The organism is Pseudomonas orientalis (assembly GCF_022807995.1).
In the GTDB taxonomy this organism is placed as follows: domain Bacteria; phylum Pseudomonadota; class Gammaproteobacteria; order Pseudomonadales; family Pseudomonadaceae; genus Aquipseudomonas; species Aquipseudomonas orientalis_B.
Map to the genome: position 1 here is coordinate 4,586,758 of NZ_CP094351.1, position 18,819 is coordinate 4,605,576.

The following is an 18,819-nucleotide window of genomic DNA, read 5'->3' on the forward strand; positions in this document are numbered from 1 at the left end:
CGGGGCCCACAGGCGCTTTCTGTTAAGATGCTCGCTCTGTTACCTAAGGTGTCTAAACATGGCATTTCGCCCTCTTCCAGCCCGCGCTCCCAGCGTGTTGCTTCGCGAAGCCAAGCCGTTGAGAGCCATCTTTGGCCACGCCAAGCGCCTGGGGCATTTGCAACGCCTGCTCGAAAGCCAGTTGCAGCCGGCCGCGCGCGAACACTGTCATGTGGCGTCCTGGCGTGAAGGCAATCTGCTGTTGATCGTCACTGACGGCCATTGGGCGACCCGTCTGCGTTACCAGCAAAAACGCCTGCTGCGCCAATTGATGGTGTTTGATGAGTTCGCCGGCCTGGTGCGCATCCAGTTCAAGGTACAGCCGCCCACCGTGCTGCGCAGCGCGGCGGGACATACCCTGGACCTGTCGGAAAATGCGGCCGAAACCCTTCAGGCCACGGCCGAAGGGATCAATGATCCGGGTCTGCGCGCGGCACTGCAACGGCTGGCCGCCCATGCCAGGCCCAAATCCTGAGCCTCACTTGCGCTTGCTGCCGCCCAGCAACGAGCCCAGCAAGCCGCGCACCAACTGGCGCCCCATCTGATTGGCGGCCTGCTGCATGGCGGATTTCAGCGCCTTGCCTGCCGTGGTGCCCAGGAATGCACCGGCCTTGTCGGTAAAGCTGGGTTCTTCGGTCGCGGGCCTGGCCTCATCGGTCGGTCCCAAGTCTTTACGCGCCATCAGTACTTCGTAGGCTGATTCGCGGTCAATCGGCTTGTCATAACGGCCCTGCAGCGGCGAACTGGCGATCAACGCCGCCCGTTCGGCCTCGGTCAGCGGCCCGATCCGCGACTGCGGCGGTGCGACCAGCACCCTCTGGACCCTCTCCGGCGTGCCCTTTTCCTCCAAGGTGCCCACCAGCGCTTCACCGGTGCCCAACTCGGTCAACACCGCCAAGGCATCGAAGGCCGGGTTGGGTCGGAAACCGTCCGCCACCGCCCGCAGGGATTTTTGCTCTTTGGTGGTAAATGCCCGCAGGCCATGCTGAACACGCAAGCCCAACTGCGCCAGCACCGTGTCAGGCAAGTCGCCCGGCGATTGAGTGACAAAGTACACGCCCACCCCTTTGGAACGAATCAAGCGCACCACCTGTTCCAACCGGTCCTGCAAGGCCTTGGGTGTATCGGCGAACAACAGGTGCGCCTCATCGAAAAACAGCGCCAACAGCGGTTTATCCGCATCGCCACGCTCGGGCAACTGCTCGAACAGTTCCGCCAGCAGCCACAACAGGAAAGTCGCGTAGACCTTCGGCGCGTCATGCACCAGGCGGCTGGCATCCAGCAGATGGATACGACCGCGCCCGTCGCCGGCGGGCTGCAAGATATCCTCAAGCTGCAGGGCCGGCTCGCCGAACAGCGCTTCGGCGCCCTGCTGCTCCAGCACCGCAAGGCGCCGCAACAGCGCCTGGCTGGAGCCGGTGGTCATCAGCGCCGCATCGTCGCCCAACAGTTCAGGGTGATAACGCAGGTGGTTGAGCAATGCCTTGAGGTCTTTGAGGTCCAGCAGCAACAGGCCTTCACGGTCGGCCACCTTGAAGGTCGCGTACAGCGCCGACTGCTGGCTGTCGGTGAGTTCCAGCAGACTGCCAAGCAACAACGGGCCCATTTCACTGATGGTGGTGCGCAACGGATGACCGGACTGGCCGTGGATATCCCACAGCGTGACCGGATAAGCCTTCGGCGCGTAATCAAGAAACGGCATCCCGGCAATGCGTTCGGCGACTTTGCCCTGAGGGTTGGCCGCGGCGCCCAGACCGCAGAGGTCACCCTTGATGTCGGCGGCGAATACCGCCACGCCCGCATCGCTGAAGGCTTCCGCCAGGCGCTGCAAGGTGACGGTCTTGCCGGTGCCGGTGGCGCCGGCGATCAACCCGTGACGGTTGGCCAGGCGCATGGGCTGGGCGATGGGCTGGCTGTCTGGACCGGCACCGATAAGCAGTTGTGTGGAGTCAGGCATTTCGTCACCTATGGTTAATCTTTAGGGCCGCGAGGTCGATATAGACGGATGTAAGCCCGACAAAGACTAGAAAACGGTCAGATAATTCCGACACGGACCAACGGAGCTATCACCAGAAATATCACACTTTTTTAACGCTGCCATTTTGCGCCTCCTCTAGAGGGCGCGCACTGGATATCAAGACCTTAGCGGACCCTACAAGCCATGAATAAAAACCTGCGCTTCAGCCATAAAATTTTGCTTGCAGCCTCCCTTATTGTCATCGCCGCCTTTGCGTTGTTCACCCTCTATAACGACTACCTGCAGCGCAATGCGATTCGTGACGACCTCAATAGCTACCTGCATGAAATGGGCGACGTCACCGCCGGCAGCATTCAGACCTGGCTCACCGGGCGTATCGCGCTGGTCGAAAACGCCGCACAGAATATCGCCCTCAACCCCGAGCCTTCCGTGGTTGCCAGCCTGCTGGAACAGAAAGCGCTGACATCGTCGTTCATGGCGACCTACGTCGGCGACAGCCAGGGCACCTTCACTATCCGCCCTGACACCAAGATGCCCGAGGGTTTCGACCCGCGTGTGCGCCCCTGGTACAAGGGCGCCCAGGCCAGCAACGGCTCGACTTTGACCGAGCCTTATATCGACGCGGCCACGGGGCAGCTGATTATTTCCATCGCCACCCCGAGCGCCAAGGCCGGCCAGAGCATCGGCGTGGTGGGCGGCGACCTGAGCCTGCAAACCCTGGTGGACAACATTGGCGCGCTGGACCTGGGCGGCATGGGCTACGCATTCCTGGTCAGTGCCGACGGCAAAGTGCTGGTGCACCCGGACAAGGCGCTGGTCATGAAGACCCTGGCTGACGTGTACCCCAAGGACACGCCTAAGATCAGCACGGACTTCAGCGAAGTGCAGGCCAACGGCAAGACCAATATCGTGACCTTCACTCCGATCAAGGGCCTGCCGTCGGTGAACTGGTACCTGGGCATTTCGGTGGATAAAGCCAAATCCTTCGCCATGCTCACCGAATTCCGCACGTCGGCGGTCATCGCCACCCTCATCGCCGTGGTGATCATCATCGCGCTGCTGGGCATGTTGATTCGCGTGTTGCTGCAACCCCTGCATGTGATGACCCGCGCCATGCAGGACATTGCCGACGGCGAAGGCGACCTGACCCGGCGCCTGACCATCCAGAACAACGACGAGTTCGGCACCCTGGGGACCGCATTCAACCGTTTTGTCGAGCGCATTCACACGTCGATCCGCGAAGTGTCCTCGGCCACCGAGCAGGTCAACGAAGTGGCACTGCGGGTGGTCAGCGCGTCCAACTCGTCGATGGTCAATTCAGACGAACAGGCCAACCGTACCAACAGCGTCGCCGCTGCGATCAATCAACTGGGCGCTGCCGCTCAGGAAATTGCGCGTAACGCGGCGCAGGCCTCCAGCCAGGCCAGTGATGCGCGGCATCTGGCTGAAGACGGCCAGCAAGTGGTAGAGCGCAATATCAAGGCCATGACCCAGCTGTCGAGCATGATCAGCGCTTCCAGCAGCAATATCGAGGCGCTGAACAGCAAGACGGTGAATATCGGCCAGATCCTTGAAGTGATCACCAGTATTTCCCAGCAAACCAACTTGCTCGCGCTCAACGCCGCCATCGAGGCTGCACGTGCCGGTGAAGCCGGCCGCGGCTTTGCGGTGGTGGCCGATGAAGTGCGCAACCTGGCGCATCGCACCCAGGAATCGGCACAACAGGTGCAGAAAATGATCGAGGAACTGCAAGTCGGCGCCCGGGACTCGGTGAGCACCATGAGTGAAAGCCAGCGCCACAGCCAGGACAGCGTGGAAATCGCCAACCTGGCCGGCGAGCGCTTGAACAGCGTGACCCAGCGCATTGGCGAGATCGACGGCATGAACCAGTCCGTGGCCACCGCCACCGAAGAGCAGACCTCGGTGGTGGAGTCGATCAATATGGACATCACTGAAATCAACACCCTCAACCAGGAAGGCGTGGAAAACCTGCAATCGACGCTGCGCGCCTGCACGGACCTGGAGCAACAGGCGTCGCGCCTGAAGCAATTGGTGGGCAGCTTCCGCATCTGATACAGAAGGGCTTGGCGGTACTCGGTAAACATGTGGGAGGGGTTTGCTCCGGATGAGCATAGGTATCTACACAACTCTGGAGCGCCCAACCGTAACCACGATGCGCAGCGAGCCGCTCTTGATCTTGATCTGCTTTTGATCTTAGGCGCCCCGTTAAACCACGCTGGCCGAACGCAGGCTTGAATCCGTGGGTAACCCGGCAGGACGCCGGGTTAGCCGCACTGGGCCAGGGATGGCCCATTGCGGCGGCCCACGGATTCAAGCCTGCGTTCGGGCACACCGAGCATTAGCGAGGTGCCGAGTGGTGGGGCAAGAGCGTTTTGCTTACTTTTGCGCTTTTCAAAAGTGAGCCGCCGTAAGGGCGGAACCCTAAGTGGCCGTTACCTAAATAACGGATATGTACTCGGTCCAATCCAACATCCTGATCGGCCCTGAGGCCGCCATCGGGGGCAAGCCCCCTCCCACATTTGGATCGCGGAGCGTCAGGTAGATAAGCGTTGGCTGTCCGGCCGTCGCGGCAGCCAGCTCTCTCCTACATTTCCCAGCCTTTCAAGCTTGAACACGCAGCACGACCCCAATCCCGATCGAACATCTATCCTTACCTCAGGTCCACGTAAAGGAGAGCAATGGATCGGAGGGATGTTCATCGTGCATATCGCTGACATAACCATGTTCTACGCCCCGGCCAGCGGCGGCGTACGCACGTACCTGGACGCCAAGCACCGGCGCCTGGCGCTTAAGCGCGGCATTCGTCACAGTCTGCTGGTGCCGGGCGCCCACTTGAGCGAGCGGGACGGTATTTTCGAGGTGCCGGCGCCGCCGCTGCCCTTCGGCAAAGGCTACCGCTTCCCCCTGCGCCTGGCGCCATGGCGAAATGTCCTGCACGATTTGCAGCCCGATCTGATTGAGGTCGGCGATCCCTACCTGACCGCCTGGGCCGCCCTGGACGCGCGGCGCCAGCTGGATGTGCCCGTCATCGGCTTTTATCACTCCGATCTCCCCCTGCTGGTGCGTAACCGCATGGGCGCCTGGTTTACCCCCAACGTCGAAGCATATGTCAGCAAACTCTATGGGAATTTTGACCGGGTACTGGCCCCCAGCCAGGTGATGGCAGACAAACTCATTGGGCTTGGAGTGAAAAACGTTTTCGTACAACCTCTGGGCGTCGACCTGCACACCTTCAACCCCGCCGTACGCGATCCTGGCCTGCGCGCCGAACTGGGAATCGCTGAAGACACCCGGCTGCTGATTTTCGCCGGGCGTGGCTCCAAGGAAAAAAACCTGCCGGTGCTGCTCAACTGCATGAAGCGCCTGGGCGAGGGCTATCACTTGTTGCTGGTAGGCTCCGGCATGCCGGCCAATGTGCCGGACAATGTCACCGTAGTCGATGGCTTCCGCCCGGCCGATCACGTTGCCCGCTTGATGGCCAGCGCCGATGCGTTGCTGCATGGCGGCGACCAGGAAACTTTCGGCCTGGTCATTCTGGAGGCCATGGCCTGTGGCATTCCGGTGGTTGCGGTGGCGGCGGGTGCCTTCACCGAGATTGTCGACGAACGCTGTGGCCTGCTCTGCGCGCCCAACAACCCCAAGGCGATGGCCGATGCGGTACGCGAACTGTTTGGCGCCGACAGTCGTCGTCTCGGGGAACAGGCCCGGCGCCATGTCGAACAGCATTATGCGTGGGATGCGGTGGTGGACAGCCTGCTGGGGCATTACCACGCCGTGCTGGGCACGCAAAAACCGATGCTCGCCCATGGTTGAACGCTCAGTCATGCTGGTGCTGCACGATGTGGCGCCGAATACCTGGCCCGATTATCGACCCTTTGTCGAGGCGGTCGATGCCCTCGGCAGTGTTCCTATCACCTGGCTGGTCGTCCCCGACTTTCATCACCACCACGCCCTGGACGCTCATGCCGACTTCCGGCGCCTGCTCGACCATCGCGTGGCAAAGGGCGATGAACTCACCTTGCACGGCTATTACCACTGCGACGATCAACCCCGGCCACGTACGCCACGGGACTGGTTCATGCGACGCATCTATACCCATGAAGGCGAGTTCTACCAGCTGTCCGAGGCCGAGGCATTGCAGCGCCTGACCGCCGGCATCGAGGTGTTCCAGCGCAATGACTGGCCCCTGCAAGGGTTTGTCGCACCCGCCTGGCTGATGAGCCAGGGCACCCGGTTGGCGTTGCGTCAGTTACCGCTGCGCTACACCAGCGACCCGCAGCATCTGTATCGCCTGCCTGACTTCACGCCCGTCCACGCCCCGGGCCTGGTGTGGAGCGCTCGCACCGCGTGGCGCCGAGGCCTGTCCAAAGTGTTGAGCGATCGACGCGAGCAGCGCTGGCAGTCCGCACCGGTGATCCGACTAGGGTTGCACCCCGTCGATATGCGCCACGGGTTTTCCCGTCGATACTGGCTGCAAACCCTGGAGCGCCTGCTTGATGATGGACGCACGCCACAGACCAAATCCGTGTGGCTGTCGACGCTGCCATGCGCCGGCTGATCTGGCTGGTACTGGCGCTGCTGGTCGCGCTGGTGATCCCGGTGTGGCTGGGTGGCGGCGAAACCATTGCGCGCCTGCGCCAGTTCCCCCTGCCCCAGTTGTTGGGGATGTTTGCCATGATCATCGGCTGCTGGTTAATCAACAGCCTGCGCATGCGCTTATTGCTTGGCGAACAACGCAGTCGATTGGGATGGCGCAAAAGCCTGGGCGTGGTGATATCGACCGAGTTCGCCATGTGCGCGACGCCGGGCGGCAGCGGCGGCCCCTTGACGCTGATGGGCCTGCTGGCCCGCAACGGCATACGTCCGGCTCACGGCAGCGCGGTGTTCGCCATGGACCAGTTGAGTGACTTGGTGTTCTTTTTCTGCGCACTGGTGGGCATCGTGCTGTATGCGCTGTTCCATAGCCTCAGCCCGCGCCTGGAATGGCTGCTGGGGCTCAGTGCCGTATCGATGGTCGGTGGCGTCGTCGGCGGCCTGTTGGTGGTGCACTTTCATCGCCGCCTGATTCGCCTGGCCGGACGGGCACTCAAGGCCATGAAGGTGCGCGTCGGCACCCGCCGGCGCTGGGCCCGCCGGTTGCTGCGCTTCCTCGCGGCATTCACCCAAACACTGAAATTACCCTGGAGCATCCTGCTCGGGGTATTTGCGCTGACCAGCCTGCACTGGTTATTACGCTATAGCGTGCTGTACCTGGCGCTGCGCGGCCTGGGTGGTGAAGTGCAGTGGGCCTGGAGCTTCCTGATCCAGATGCTGTCCTTGACCGCCGGGCAATTCAGCCTGCTGCCAGGCGGGGCCGGGGCGGCGGAGCTGACGTCGGCGGCACTGCTCGCGCCGATGGTGGGCAACGCCACGGCGGCGGCGGCGATCCTGATCTGGCGGGCAGTGACCTACTACTTCTATCTGCTGGCCGGCGCGCCGGTGTTTCTGCTGATGGTGGGCAAACCGCTGCTCAAGCGTCTTTTCCGGGGGCCGCAGGCGGCTTTTCATCCTTCTGCAACTGCTCCCACAACTGGGCGGCACCGGGAAAGTCAGTACCATCCTCAGCACCCAGTGCGTCCGGATCGTAGCGACTCAGACAGCCCTCGCCCACGGTAGCGGGGGGCCTGGAAGTCGCCTTGTCGAGTGGGTCGGTCATGGCCGCCTCCTGAAAATAAAAAGGGCCCGGAGAGTTTTACTCCCGGGCCCCTGCTCGTTCAATCAAAACGCGTCGGTCAGAACACCACGGTCTTGTTGCCGTGCACCAATACGCGATCTTCCAGGTGATAACGCAAGCCACGGGCCAGCACCATCTTCTCGACGTCGCGACCGAAACGCACCATGTCTTCGATGCTGTCGCTGTGGCTGACGCGCACCACGTCCTGCTCGATGATCGGACCGGCGTCCAGTTCTTCGGTGACGTAGTGACAGGTCGCGCCAATCAGCTTCACGCCACGCAGGGACGCCTGGTGATAAGGCTTGGCACCCACGAACGACGGCAGGAAGCTGTGGTGAATGTTGATCACCTTGCCGGCGTATTCGCGGCACAGTTCCGGCGGCAGGATCTGCATGTAGCGCGCCAGCACCACCACGTCGGCTGCGTGCTGCTTGACCAGGCGCGACACTTCGGCAAACGCGGGCTCCTTGTCCTGCGGGTTGACCGGCACGTGGTAATACGGGATGCCATGCCATTCGACCATGCTGCGCAGGTCATCATGGTTGGAAATCACACACGCAATTTCGCAATCGAGTTCATCGCTGTGCCAGCGGTGCAGCAGGTCCGCCAGGCAGTGGGATTCACGGCTGGCCATCAGCACGACGCGTTTCTTCTGCTCTGTGTCAGTGATGTGCCAGGTCATCGAAAACTCTTCGGCGATCGGCGCAAACGCCTCGCGAAAGGCTTGCAGACCAAAAGGCAAAGTATCGGCACGGATTTCGTGACGCATGAAAAACCAACCGCTGAGGTCATCCGAGTGATGGCTCGCCTCGGTGATCCAACCGTTATGAGAAGCCAGAAAGTTACTGACCTTGGCAACGATGCCAACCCGGTCCGGGCAAGCAATCACCAGCCGAAAAGTGCGCATTAGGGGGAAACTCCAGAACTTCGCAAAGGCCGCCATTCTAGCGATTGCGCAGAAAAACTGCAGTACTCCTTGCGCCTTATTCTGCTGCCTGACGCTGGCAACACCCCTTAATAGCGTAAGGTTTTACCACCGTTATATGGCCTTACGCACGCAAGCTCGGCACTTAGCCGAATTAAGCTGAATGTTTTTAGCCGCACACCCGATAATTAACTCGACTGCAAAGCGCTGCCAAAAAACTTCAATCTAATTCACATAAATAGCTGCTTAAATGTTTACTTGATGAAATTGCCTGACTATTATTAGGCCACTCACCCTGTCAATCAGCGTTCTACATAAGGTAGTCCACATGTCTCTGATCAACGAATACCGCGCCACCGAAGAAGCTATCAAAGAGCTGCAAGCCCGTTTGAAGAACCTGTCGCAAGACGACAAGCTGAAAACCGAGCTGGAATTCGAAGGCAAACTGCGCACCCTGATGGGGGAATACTCCAAATCCCTGCGTGACATCATCGCGCTGCTGGATCCGGAATCGAAAGTTAAAGCACCGCGCGGCGCTGTGAAAACTACCGGCACCAAACGTGCTCGCAAGGTCAAGCAGTACAAAAACCCGCACAACGGTGAAGTGATTGAAACCAAAGGTGGCAATCACAAGACCCTGAAAGAGTGGAAAGCCAAGTGGGGCGGTGACGTGGTAGAAGGTTGGGCTACCCTGCTGGGCTAAGCCTGGTCGGATCTGCATCCGATACGCAACACATTAAAAACGCCAGCTAGCTGGCGTTTTTTATTGTCTGGATATTTTGCAGTTGCTCGGCTACAGATTCAGGCGGGCCGCTAAAGAGTCGGCATAGTCTTGCCATTCACCCAGTACCTGGCACTGAAACGAAGTCGCACTGTTTTCCAACTCCTTATGGGCCTGCTTAAATGCCGCCAAGGTATTCGGCGCGCCCCATGCCGGGTCTGACAACCGTTGCTGACAGAAAAGTCTCCAGCGTTCTTGCTCCTCATTGTTCAAGGTTTCAGGAAAGTTACGCGCGCGGTAGCGAAATAATAATTCCGGCAATCGATGATCATCGAACGGCCATTGCTGGCGTCCCAGTTGTACCGGCTCCGCCATGCGAACTTGTTCACATAAGCGCCGATCACGGTCGCCAATAAAACCCTCATAGAGCTGCTGCTCCGGATCGGCATTCGGCGCATATTCCTCCTCGGCGTAAACCTTCGCCAACTTGTCACGCCAAAGTTCCTGTGCGTCAGTTAGTCGCAGCGCCCGTGCCTGGTAAACCTCCATATCCAATTGCAGCCGCTCGCGATCTTGCGCGCGCAGCACCTTCAAGGGCGCCACGACCGGACAGCGGTTGATGTGCAGCAACTTGAGCGGCACCGGCAGATCACCCGCCGCCAGCTCATCGCGTCGCGTATAGAGGCGCTCGCGCAGCGTCTGGACGTCCAGTTCGAGCAGGGCCTGCGGGTCGAGCCCCAAGTCACACACAATCAGGGCATTGCGATTGCGCGGATGCCAGGCCAACGGCAAGACAACCCCAAGATAATGACGCTCGGCGCTGAACCGTCCGGAAATATGCACCAGCGGCTGCAACAAGCGCACCTGGTCCATCACCCGTTGCTTGCTACGCAACTGGAATAGCCATTCATACAGCTTGGGTTGTTTGTCCCGCACCAACCGCGCCAGGGCGATGGTCGCGCGCACGTCAGACAACGCATCGTGGGCCTGGCCGTGGTCGATGCCATTGGCTTGCGTCAGGCGCTCAAGCTTGAGCGTCACGCGCCCGTCCTGCTCGGGCCATACAATTCCCTCCGGGCGCAGGGCATACGCGGTACGCATCACATCGATCAAGTCCCAGCGGCTGTTACCGCCCTGCCACTCGCGCGCGTAAGGGTCGAAAAAGTTGCGGTACAGGCTGTAGCGCGTCATTTCATCGTCAAAACGCAGGGTGTTGTAACCCGCGCCGCAGGTACCGGGGGCCGAGAGCTCGGCATGCACCCGCGTCATGAAGTCCGCTTCGGCAAGGCCTTTCTGCGCCAGGACCTGCGGCGTGATACCGGTGATCGCACACGCCGCCGGATGGGGCAGAATATCGTCGCCGGGCTGGCAATACAGATTGATCGGCGGGCCGACCTCGTTGAGCTCGAGGTCGGTACGAATGCCGGCTACCTGCAGCGGGCGATCGCTGCGCGGGTTGATCCCGGTGGTTTCATAGTCGTACCAGAAAATGGAGGTCACGGGTTGTTCCTGTGCTGAAGACCGGCAAAGTCTAGGCGCTGCAAGGTGTCAGGGGCCAGCGATACCTATACTGGACAAACATCCAGCAAAATCTTCAAGGGTTGCTTCCCGCCTCGACACTGCTAGCATCCGTCTCTCTCAGTCGCTTCGCACTGCCAAGGATCGCAATGCCAACAGCTCCTCTGGATACCTGCTACCAGATCGAGACCCCCGAGGGTATCGACCTGCCCTTGCGCCCTGCCGGCCTTGCGCCAAGGGCATTGGCCTACGCCTTCGATCTGCTCGCACGCGGCGTGATCATGGGCATCCTGCTGGTGCCCCTGGCGCTGCTTGGCAACCTCGGGCTCGGCCTGGGCTCGCTGCTGCTGTTCCTGGTCAGCTGGTGGTACATGGTGCTGTTCGAAGTGCTCAACCAGGGCTGCTCGCCCGGCAAGCAGGTCATGGGCCTGCGGGTGGTGCAGGACGACGGTACCGCCATCGGTTGGTCGGCATCGCTGATCCGCAACCTGCTGCGTTTTGTCGATATGCTGCCCTTCGGCTACTTCTTCGGTGCCATCAGTTGCCTGCAACATCCGCACTTCAAGCGGCTCGGCGACCTGGCGGCGGGTACGCTGGTGGTCTACCGCGAACAATCGCTGGCCCGTCCGCCCCTACCTCAAGCCACCGCCCTGCGCCTGCCCTTCGCGCTGGAGCTGAGCGAACAGCGGGCGATTCTCGGGTTCGCCGAACGCCAGGCCGACCTGTCTGCCGAGCGGGTGCACGAGCTGGCTGCAATCCTCGCCGCGCCCTTGCAGGTGTCTCCGGCTCGCGCCGTGGAGCAACTCAACGGCGTGGCCCATGGTTTGTTGGGGCCGACATGAAGCAGAGCCTTTTTGAAAGCCAGTACCAGCAGCACTGGCAGACCTTCGCCGAACAGTTGAGCCAGTTGGAGCGAGGCAAGGCCATCGAGGTGGCCGACTTCCCTTATCAATATCGCCGGCTGTGCCAGCATCTGGGCCTTGCCCAGGAGCGCGGCTACAGCAGTTACCTGGTGGATCGCCTGCAGCAACTGGCGCTGCGCGGCCACCAGCAACTGTATCGCCGTCGCAGCCAAACGACGGCGAACGCACTCGCCTTCATCCTCGCCGGCTTCCCGCGCCTGGTGCGTGAACAATGGCGCTTCGTATTGACCGCCAGCCTGCTGTTCTTCGGCAGCCTGCTGGGCATAGCGGTGCTGGTCTACCTGTTTCCCGACCTGATCTACAGCATCGTCAGCCCGCAACAGGTGGCCGAGATGCACAGCATGTACGACCCCACCGCCAGCCGCCTGGGTCGCGCGGCCGAACGTGCCTCCAGCGAAAACTGGATGATGTTTGGCTACTACGTGATGCACAACATCGGCATTGCCTTCCAGACCTTTGCCGCCGGCTTGCTGTTCGGCCTGGGCAGCGTGTTCTTCCTGGTGTTCAACGGATTGATCATCGGAGCGGTCTCCGGGCACCTGAGTGACATCGGCTACGGCCAGACCTTCTGGTCATTCGTGATCGGCCATGGCGCCTTCGAACTCAGCGCCATCGCACTGGCCGGTGCGGCGGGCCTGCAACTGGGCTGGTCGCTGATCGCGCCAGGGCCACTGGCACGCAGCGAATCCCTGCGCCTGGCGGCCCGCAAAAGCATGCAGATGCTCTGCGGTGTCATGATATTGCTGCTGATCGCAGCGTTCATCGAAGCCTATTGGTCATCCACCACGACCATCACGCCCTGGATCAAATACCTGGTGGGCGGCGCACTATGGCTGCTGGTGGCCGCCTACCTCATCTTCGCTGGCCGGACTTCCCATGCGCCTGACTGACGCCAGCGTGGTCATCCGCCCGCGTACTTCTTGGGAAGCCATGGACCTCGGCGTACTGATGGCCCGGGAACATCGTGCAGTGCTGATGGGCAGTTGGGCCCTGGTCAGCCTGCCTGTCTTCATGCTGCTAACTGCGCTGCTGTGGCAGTACCCGTCGTACGCCATATTCCTGTTCTGGTGGCTCAAGCCCGCCTTCGAGCGCTTGCCCTTGTTCATTCTTTCCAAGGCCCTGTTTGGTGAAACTCCAAGCCTGAAACAGGCCGTTCGCCAATGGCCACGCCTGCTCAAGGGGCAACTGTTCGCCAGCCTGACCTGGCGCCGGCTGAGCCTGAGCCGCAGCTTCATGCTGCCGGTGAGCCAGCTTGAAGGCCTGGATGGGCCACTGCGTCAACAGCGCCTGGGCGTACTGCAACAGCGCAATGCAGGTGCCGCGCGCTGGCTGACGATCATCGGGATGCATCTGGAGATCGGCCTGTGGTTCGGGTGCATGGCGCTGTTCTATCTATTCATCCCGGAGCAGGTCGAACTGGATTGGGACTGGCAGCGGCTGGTACTGGCGACAGGCCCGCAGGGGCTGTGGCTGGAGCACCTGAGCAACGGGTTCTATGCGCTGGTTCTGGTGTTCTGGGAACCCATCTACGTCGCCTGCGGTTTCAGCCTGTATCTCAACCGCCGCACCGTGCTGGAAGCCTGGGACCTGGAACTGGTGTTTCGCCGGTTGCGCCAACGTTTGAGCAACGTCGTACCGCTGTTGCTGCTGGCCTTAGGACTCTCGCTGGTGCAACTGAGCCCATCGGCGCTGGCAGATCAAACGACTGATCCGAAGCCTCTCAGTCCCCAGGCGGCCAGCCAATCAATCAAGGCGTTACTGGAAAAACCGCCGTTCAAGAATCCGCAAACCGTCACCCGTTACCGCTTTGGCGAGGAAAAACCCGCCACGGCCCGCGAAGCCCACGGCGACGGTAAATTGCCTGGCTGGCTCCAGCAATTGCTCGACAACCTCAACAGCGACACGTTCAGGCACGTGGCCCAAGGCTTGGAGATCCTGCTATGGAGCGTGGTAATTGGCGGGATGGTCCTGGTGGTGTGGCGCTACCGTGAATGGCTGCGCACGTTTGTCAGCCGGCGGCGGCCGCCCGGCAAAACAACAAGACCTGCGCCTGCCCAGTTGTTCGGCCTGGAACTGGGGGTCGAAACGTTGCCCGACGATATTGCCAGCGCCGCCGAACAGCTATGGCCCACCCAACCGAGGGAAGCCCTTGGCCTGCTGTACCGCGGCCTGCTCAGCCGACTGCTGCATGAGTTCAGCCTGCCACTCAAGAGTGCCGACACCGAAGGCCAGGTACTGGAGCGAATTCATCATTTGCAGCAACCGCAGTTACTGGCATTCAGTCGCGAATTGACCGGTCACTGGCAAAACCTCGCCTATGGCCATCGACTGCCTCCCGGCGCCGCCCAGCAAAAGCTGTGCAGCGATTGGCGCGCACTCTTCAATACCGGGGCCAGCCAATGAACCGGCCATTACTGTGGATTGCCGCGCTGCTCGCTTGCGCGTTGGGAGCGGGCGGCCTGTATGCCTGGCACAAGGCAATTCCCTATGAGGAAGTGGTGGATCGCGGCCCGTCGCCGGACGCACTGGCTAATCCTTACCTCGCGGCCGAGTACTTCCTGCGCCAGCAAGGTCTGGCGGTGGCGCATGCCAACGGGCTTGATCGGCTGGCCGACCTGCCCGCCCCGGGCCATAGCCTGCTGTTGCTGGGTGAACGCAGCAACATGACCCCACGTCAGGTCGAACAACTGCTGACATGGGCAAAAGCCGGGGGGCACCTGCTACTGGTGGCCGAGGCGCTATGGGATGAAGAGACCGGCAAAAGCGGCGACCTGCTGCTCGATCGTCTCAACCTTCGCCAGACCCTGAGTGATGACTTCGACGAGCCGGCACCACCGCGCAAAAAGGTCGCGCCAGACCTCACCAAACTGTATGTCGACAATGAAACCGCGCCGGCGTATTTCAGCTTTGACACCGACTTCAACCTGACCGACCCCAAGCACCTGGCGCAGTTTTCCGCCAACAGCGCCAAGTCCAGCCACCTGATGCAACTTGACTTCGGGCCAGGCCGCGTCACGGTACTCACCGACAGCGACCTGTGGAAAACTCCAGGCATCGGCAAACACGACAACGCCTGGTTGCTGTGGTACCTGAACCAGGGCACCGACGTCACCCTGCTGTTCAACAGCGACGCGGACAATCTGCTTACTCTGCTGGTCCGTTACTTTCCCCAGGCCCTCGTCGCGCTGATCGCACTGGTTGCCCTGGCACTCTGGCACGCCAGCGTGCGCCAGGGCCCGATCCTGGCGCCGGCGCCCAAGGCGCGTCGACAGCTACAGGAGCATTTGCGCGCCAGCGCCGACTTCCTGCTGCGCCGCAGCGGCCAGAGCGCATTGCTGCAAGCCTTGCAGCAGGACCTGATGCGCGCCGCCCGGCGCCGTCACCCCGGTTTTGAACATCTCGACACGACCGAACAATGTCAGGTGCTGGAACACCTGACGCGACAACCCTCCCCTCTCATCCGCCAGGCACTCGGCGCACCTGCGTTGAAACGGCTCTCCAGCGCTGACTTCAGCCGACAGGTGGCGTGCCTGCAAACCCTCAGGAATGCCCTATGAGCGACTCTCCAACGGCCACAACCCTGACCGCAGAAAATAATATCCAGAACGCCAGCCGACAGGCCCAGGCACTGCGCGTTGAGTTACGCAAGGCAGTCATTGGCCAGGACGCGGTGATTGATGACGTGCTTACCGCATTGATTGCAGGTGGTCATGTGCTGCTCGAGGGTGTACCCGGCCTTGGCAAAACGTTGCTGGTGCGTGCCCTGGCCCGTTGTTTCGGGGGCGATTTCGCGCGCATCCAGTTCACGCCGGACCTGATGCCCAGCGATGTCACCGGCCATGCGGTGTACGACCTGCAGACCGAACAGTTCAAGCTGCGCAAAGGGCCGTTGTTCACCCACCTGTTGCTGGCCGACGAAATCAACCGCGCCCCGGCCAAGACCCAGGCCGCACTGCTCGAAGCCATGCAGGAGCGCCAGGTCACCCTGGAGGGCGAGGCATTGCCCATCGCCGCGCCGTTCATGGTGCTTGCCACCCAGAACCCGATCGAACAGGAAGGCACCTACCCGTTGCCCGAAGCTGAGCTGGACCGTTTCATGCTCAAGGTGCGCATGGACTATCCCGACGCTGAACAGGAACTGGATATGGTGCGCGAAGTGACTCGTTCGTCCAGGGCCGACATGCTCGATGTACAACCTTTGCGTACCGTGCTGCAAGCCGACGACGTGATGCAGATGCAGCAGATTGCCAGCGGCATGCCCCTGGATGAACAGGTTCTGGACTATGCCGTGCGCCTGGCGCGGGCCACACGCAGTTGGCCAGGCTTGACCATCGGCGCCGGTCCACGGGCCTCTATCGCCCTGATTCGCGGTGCGCGTGCCCGGGCGCTGTTGCGCGGGGGAGCATTCGTGACCCCGGATGACGTCAAAGGCTGCGCTCTTGCGGTGCTGCGTCACCGCGTACGTCTGGCGCCGGAGCTGGACATCGATGGCCTGGAGGTGGATCAGGTGATCAAGCAGTTGCTCGATCAGATTGCGGCCCCCAGGCAGTAGCGCCGACATGAAACCGACCCGTCTGCTCCTGACCTGGCTGAGTGTCTTGTTGGCCCTCAGTATCCTGCTGGGCGCGTCGATGGCCTTGCAGTTCAAGGTGCCCGATACCTTGCACGCAATCGCCTGGGGCCTGCTGCTGGCCCTGCTGTTGCTGGCAATGCTCGATGCCATACGGTTACGCCGCCGCCCTTCGGCACGTGTGCACAGGACGCTGCCCGGCAGCCTGGCATTGGGGCGCTGGGGAGAAGTGCGCCTGGCGCTGGAACACGACTATCCACAGCCATTGACTGTGCAGGTGTTCGATCATGTGCCCGACGGGCTGGTTGTGGATAACCTGCCGCAATCCATCGCGCTGCGCCCAGGCGAGCGTGGTGAGCTGGGCTATCGTGTGCGCCCCGTGCGACGTGGGCATTTCAGCTTCAGCCGCTGCGAAATCCACCTGCCCAGCCCCTTGGGGTTGTGGTCGGCGCGACGCTGGCTTGAAGTCCCGGATGCCACTCGCGTATACCCCGACTTCGCGCGTTTATCCGGTGCGCAATTACAGGGTGTGGATAACTGGTTGAGCCAACTGGGTGTGCGCCAGCATCAGCGACGTGGACCGGGCCTTGAGTTTCACCAATTACGCGAGTTTCGCGACGGCGACAGCCTGCGTCAGATCGACTGGAAAGCCACGGCACGACAACGCACGCCGATTGCCCGGGAATACGAGGATGAGCGCGACCAGCAGATTGTATTCATGCTCGATTGCGGCCGGCGCATGCGCAGCCAGGACGACGAGTTGTCCCACTTCGACCACGCTCTGGATGCCTGCCTGTTACTGAGTTACGTCGCGTTGCGCCAGGGCGATGCAGTCGGGCTGTGTACCTTTGCCAGCGATCGGCCGCGTTACCTGGCGCCGATCAAGGGCAACGGTCAACTGAACGTTTTGCTCAATGCAGTCTACGACTTGCAAAGCACCCGTAAGACCGCTGACTACGAGGCCGCCGCCAGCCAGTTGCTGGCTCGGCAAAAACGCCGCGCATTGGTGATCGTGGTCACCAACCTGCGCGATGAAGACGATGACGCACTGGTGAGTGCGATCAAGCGTATCGGTCGACACCATCGGGTGCTGATCGCAAGTCTGCGAGAAGAAGTACTCGATAAACTGCGCCAGGCCCCGGTACAAACCCTGCCGGAGGCACTAGCCTACAGCGGCGCAATTGACTACCTCAACATGCGCAATCAGTTGCATGATCGCTTGAGTGCCCAGGGGCTGTCGGTGCTGGATAGCTTGCCGTCGAAGTTGGGCGCCGCGCTGGTGACGCGTTATCTGCGCTGGAAAAAAGCCGGCGTGTTCTGAACGCAAGCGCACGACCACCCTGCACACAGCTGCCATTACCGATTCAGACGGATGCCTGCAGAGGATCGAAACTGAAGTAATGCAGCAATGCGCTGATCAGTTGTGCGTATCCTTCGCATGCCTGAAGCACGCGGAAGCCGGAGTCGTAATGCTGGGGGTTGACGTCTTCATGGCTCCACAGACAGGTCGCGGCAAGGTCAACCGTGTGGAGCTCGCCGTTCGGCCCGGGAATCTTCAAGCGCAGCTCGAAGTCTGCGCCGATCATCATCGGTAACTGGCTGATCAGCATCAGCCCGTCTTCGGAAACGTCGCCCAGAAAACCGATTGGCTTATCCGTAAGCCGATTGAACACCTGCAAGAAATAAGGCAGCTGATGCCGTTCGATCCGTCGTTCGATAAACATGATGAGGTTGCCATCCCATAAAGCCAGTGATTCGGAACGAGCCCATCGCTCGCTCTCCCTGGATATCGGTGTGACAAGCGGTCGCCGTCACGAGACAGCTGCCGAATCCGGGCGTTGCATTCTTTTGAATAGAAAGTTGTACAAACAGACATTCAAAGAATAGCCCAAGTCTGGCAACAGGCCAGTCCTATCAGGCGACAAATTTCACTACAGCGACGCAGGTCGCGGCTGTGCCGCACTTGCGCCAGAGTAATGCCCCAACTGGCGCAGGGTATCGAGCCGGGCACGCGCACGGTAAGCGTACTCGCTGGACGGGTATTGGCTGATGATGAATTGATAGGTTTGCGCAGCATCGACGAACAGCTTCTGCCGCTCCAGGCACTGCCCGCGCAGCATCGAAACCTCGGGTTGCACATAACGACGGGTACGGCTTTCGCGGTCGACCTGGGACAACTCCAGGGTAACCCGCGCGCAATCACCCACCCCATAGGCACGGTAAGCATTGTTCAAATGGTGGTCCATAGACCAGCGGGTGCAGCCGACAACACTGACGGCCAGGGCAGCAACGAGCAAAATTCGCATGGGGGTTCTCCTGTCTTGTGCAGTGTATCGACCCCTGGTCGAAAATCTTCAAGGGTGTTCGCCTTTTCAACCGCAGCAAAAACAAGCCGATCGTCGATAAGTAGT

General features: G+C 61.1%; 17 protein-coding genes and 1 pseudogene. 13 read left to right on the top strand and 5 right to left on the bottom strand.

Annotated elements, in window-relative coordinates:
- Positions 1-58 precede the first annotated feature (58 nt).
- Positions 59-514: a DUF721 domain-containing protein gene (locus tag MRY17_RS20450; protein WP_191952340.1), complete on the top strand. Its 456-nt coding sequence runs from the start codon at positions 59-61 to the stop codon at positions 512-514.
- 3 nt (positions 515-517) lie between these two features.
- On the opposite strand, the gene MRY17_RS20455 is transcribed toward MRY17_RS20450, so the two are convergent.
- Positions 518-1,996 (bottom strand): helicase HerA-like domain-containing protein, encoded by a 1,479-nt coding sequence (locus MRY17_RS20455; protein WP_243352763.1) that lies wholly within the window; start codon positions 1,994-1,996, stop codon positions 518-520.
- A 204-nt stretch (positions 1,997-2,200) separates the two neighbouring features.
- Here MRY17_RS20455 and MRY17_RS26705 point away from each other — a divergent pair.
- The 5 genes and pseudogenes from MRY17_RS26705 to MRY17_RS20475 form a co-directional block, all read left to right on the top strand.
- Positions 2,201-3,232, top strand: a pseudogene (locus MRY17_RS26705) (HAMP domain-containing protein); the annotation flags it as partial.
- 93 nt (positions 3,233-3,325) lie between these two features.
- Positions 3,326-4,090 carry a methyl-accepting chemotaxis protein gene (locus MRY17_RS26710; protein ID WP_370671690.1) on the top strand — a complete coding sequence of 255 codons (765 nt, stop codon included), beginning with the start codon at positions 3,326-3,328 and terminating at the stop codon, positions 4,088-4,090.
- A 639-nt stretch (positions 4,091-4,729) separates the two neighbouring features.
- Positions 4,730-5,851 carry a glycosyltransferase family 4 protein gene (locus MRY17_RS20465; RefSeq protein WP_191952343.1) on the top strand — a complete coding sequence of 374 codons (1,122 nt, stop codon included), beginning with the start codon at positions 4,730-4,732 and terminating at the stop codon, positions 5,849-5,851.
- Positions 5,844-6,596: a DUF2334 domain-containing protein gene (locus tag MRY17_RS20470; RefSeq protein WP_243352764.1), complete on the top strand. Its 753-nt coding sequence runs from the start codon at positions 5,844-5,846 to the stop codon at positions 6,594-6,596. Before MRY17_RS20465 ends, MRY17_RS20470 begins: the two co-directional genes overlap by 8 nt.
- On the top strand, positions 6,584-7,693 hold the full coding sequence (locus MRY17_RS20475; protein WP_181283783.1) for a lysylphosphatidylglycerol synthase transmembrane domain-containing protein: 1,110 nt from the start codon (positions 6,584-6,586) through the stop codon (positions 7,691-7,693). Before MRY17_RS20470 ends, MRY17_RS20475 begins: the two co-directional genes overlap by 13 nt.
- A gap of 116 nt (positions 7,694-7,809) precedes the next feature.
- Here the strand turns inward: MRY17_RS20475 and purU are convergent, their stop codons facing one another.
- Positions 7,810-8,658, bottom strand: a complete 849-nt coding sequence (gene purU, locus MRY17_RS20485; RefSeq protein WP_181283779.1) for a formyltetrahydrofolate deformylase — start codon at positions 8,656-8,658, stop codon at positions 7,810-7,812.
- Positions 8,659-9,004: 346 nt separating this feature from the next.
- On the opposite strand from purU, the gene mvaT reads away from it, so the two are divergent.
- Positions 9,005-9,379, top strand: a complete 375-nt coding sequence (mvaT, locus tag MRY17_RS20490) for a histone-like nucleoid-structuring protein MvaT (protein WP_003175830.1) — start codon at positions 9,005-9,007, stop codon at positions 9,377-9,379.
- 90 nt (positions 9,380-9,469) lie between these two features.
- Here mvaT and sbcB read toward each other — a convergent pair whose 3' ends face one another.
- Positions 9,470-10,897 (bottom strand): exodeoxyribonuclease I, encoded by a 1,428-nt coding sequence (sbcB, locus tag MRY17_RS20495; RefSeq protein ID WP_243352765.1) that lies wholly within the window; start codon positions 10,895-10,897, stop codon positions 9,470-9,472.
- A gap of 167 nt (positions 10,898-11,064) precedes the next feature.
- Here sbcB and MRY17_RS20500 point away from each other — a divergent pair, with 167 nt between their 5' ends.
- The 6 genes from MRY17_RS20500 to MRY17_RS20525 are packed head-to-tail and all read left to right on the top strand — an operon-like array spanning position 11,065 to position 17,729.
- Positions 11,065-11,757, top strand: coding sequence for an RDD family protein (locus MRY17_RS20500; RefSeq protein ID WP_057723861.1), 693 nt, complete (start codon positions 11,065-11,067; stop codon positions 11,755-11,757).
- On the top strand, positions 11,754-12,728 hold the full coding sequence (locus tag MRY17_RS20505) for a stage II sporulation protein M (protein ID WP_191952348.1): 975 nt from the start codon (positions 11,754-11,756) through the stop codon (positions 12,726-12,728). The genes MRY17_RS20500 and MRY17_RS20505 overlap by 4 nt, the downstream gene beginning before the upstream one ends.
- Positions 12,715-14,241 carry a DUF4129 domain-containing protein gene (locus MRY17_RS20510; RefSeq protein ID WP_191952349.1) on the top strand — a complete coding sequence of 509 codons (1,527 nt, stop codon included), beginning with the start codon at positions 12,715-12,717 and terminating at the stop codon, positions 14,239-14,241. Before MRY17_RS20505 ends, MRY17_RS20510 begins: the two co-directional genes overlap by 14 nt.
- Positions 14,238-15,395 (top strand): DUF4350 domain-containing protein, encoded by a 1,158-nt coding sequence (locus MRY17_RS20515; protein ID WP_191952350.1) that lies wholly within the window; start codon positions 14,238-14,240, stop codon positions 15,393-15,395. Before MRY17_RS20510 ends, MRY17_RS20515 begins: the two co-directional genes overlap by 4 nt.
- Complete coding sequence (locus MRY17_RS20520; RefSeq protein ID WP_243352766.1) at positions 15,392-16,390, top strand: AAA family ATPase; 999 nt, start codon at positions 15,392-15,394, stop codon at positions 16,388-16,390. The genes MRY17_RS20515 and MRY17_RS20520 overlap by 4 nt, the downstream gene beginning before the upstream one ends.
- 7 nt (positions 16,391-16,397) lie before the next feature.
- Positions 16,398-17,729 (top strand): DUF58 domain-containing protein, encoded by a 1,332-nt coding sequence (locus MRY17_RS20525; RefSeq protein WP_191952351.1) that lies wholly within the window; start codon positions 16,398-16,400, stop codon positions 17,727-17,729.
- A 43-nt stretch (positions 17,730-17,772) separates the two neighbouring features.
- Here the strand turns inward: MRY17_RS20525 and MRY17_RS20530 are convergent, their stop codons facing one another.
- Entirely contained in the window at positions 17,773-18,132 is a 360-nt protein-coding gene (locus tag MRY17_RS20530; protein WP_181283719.1) for a PilZ domain-containing protein, read from the bottom strand.
- 207 nt (positions 18,133-18,339) lie between these two features.
- On the bottom strand, positions 18,340-18,714 hold the full coding sequence (locus MRY17_RS20535) for a tetratricopeptide repeat protein (RefSeq protein WP_057723866.1): 375 nt from the start codon (positions 18,712-18,714) through the stop codon (positions 18,340-18,342).
- Positions 18,715-18,819: the final 105 nt, after the last annotated feature.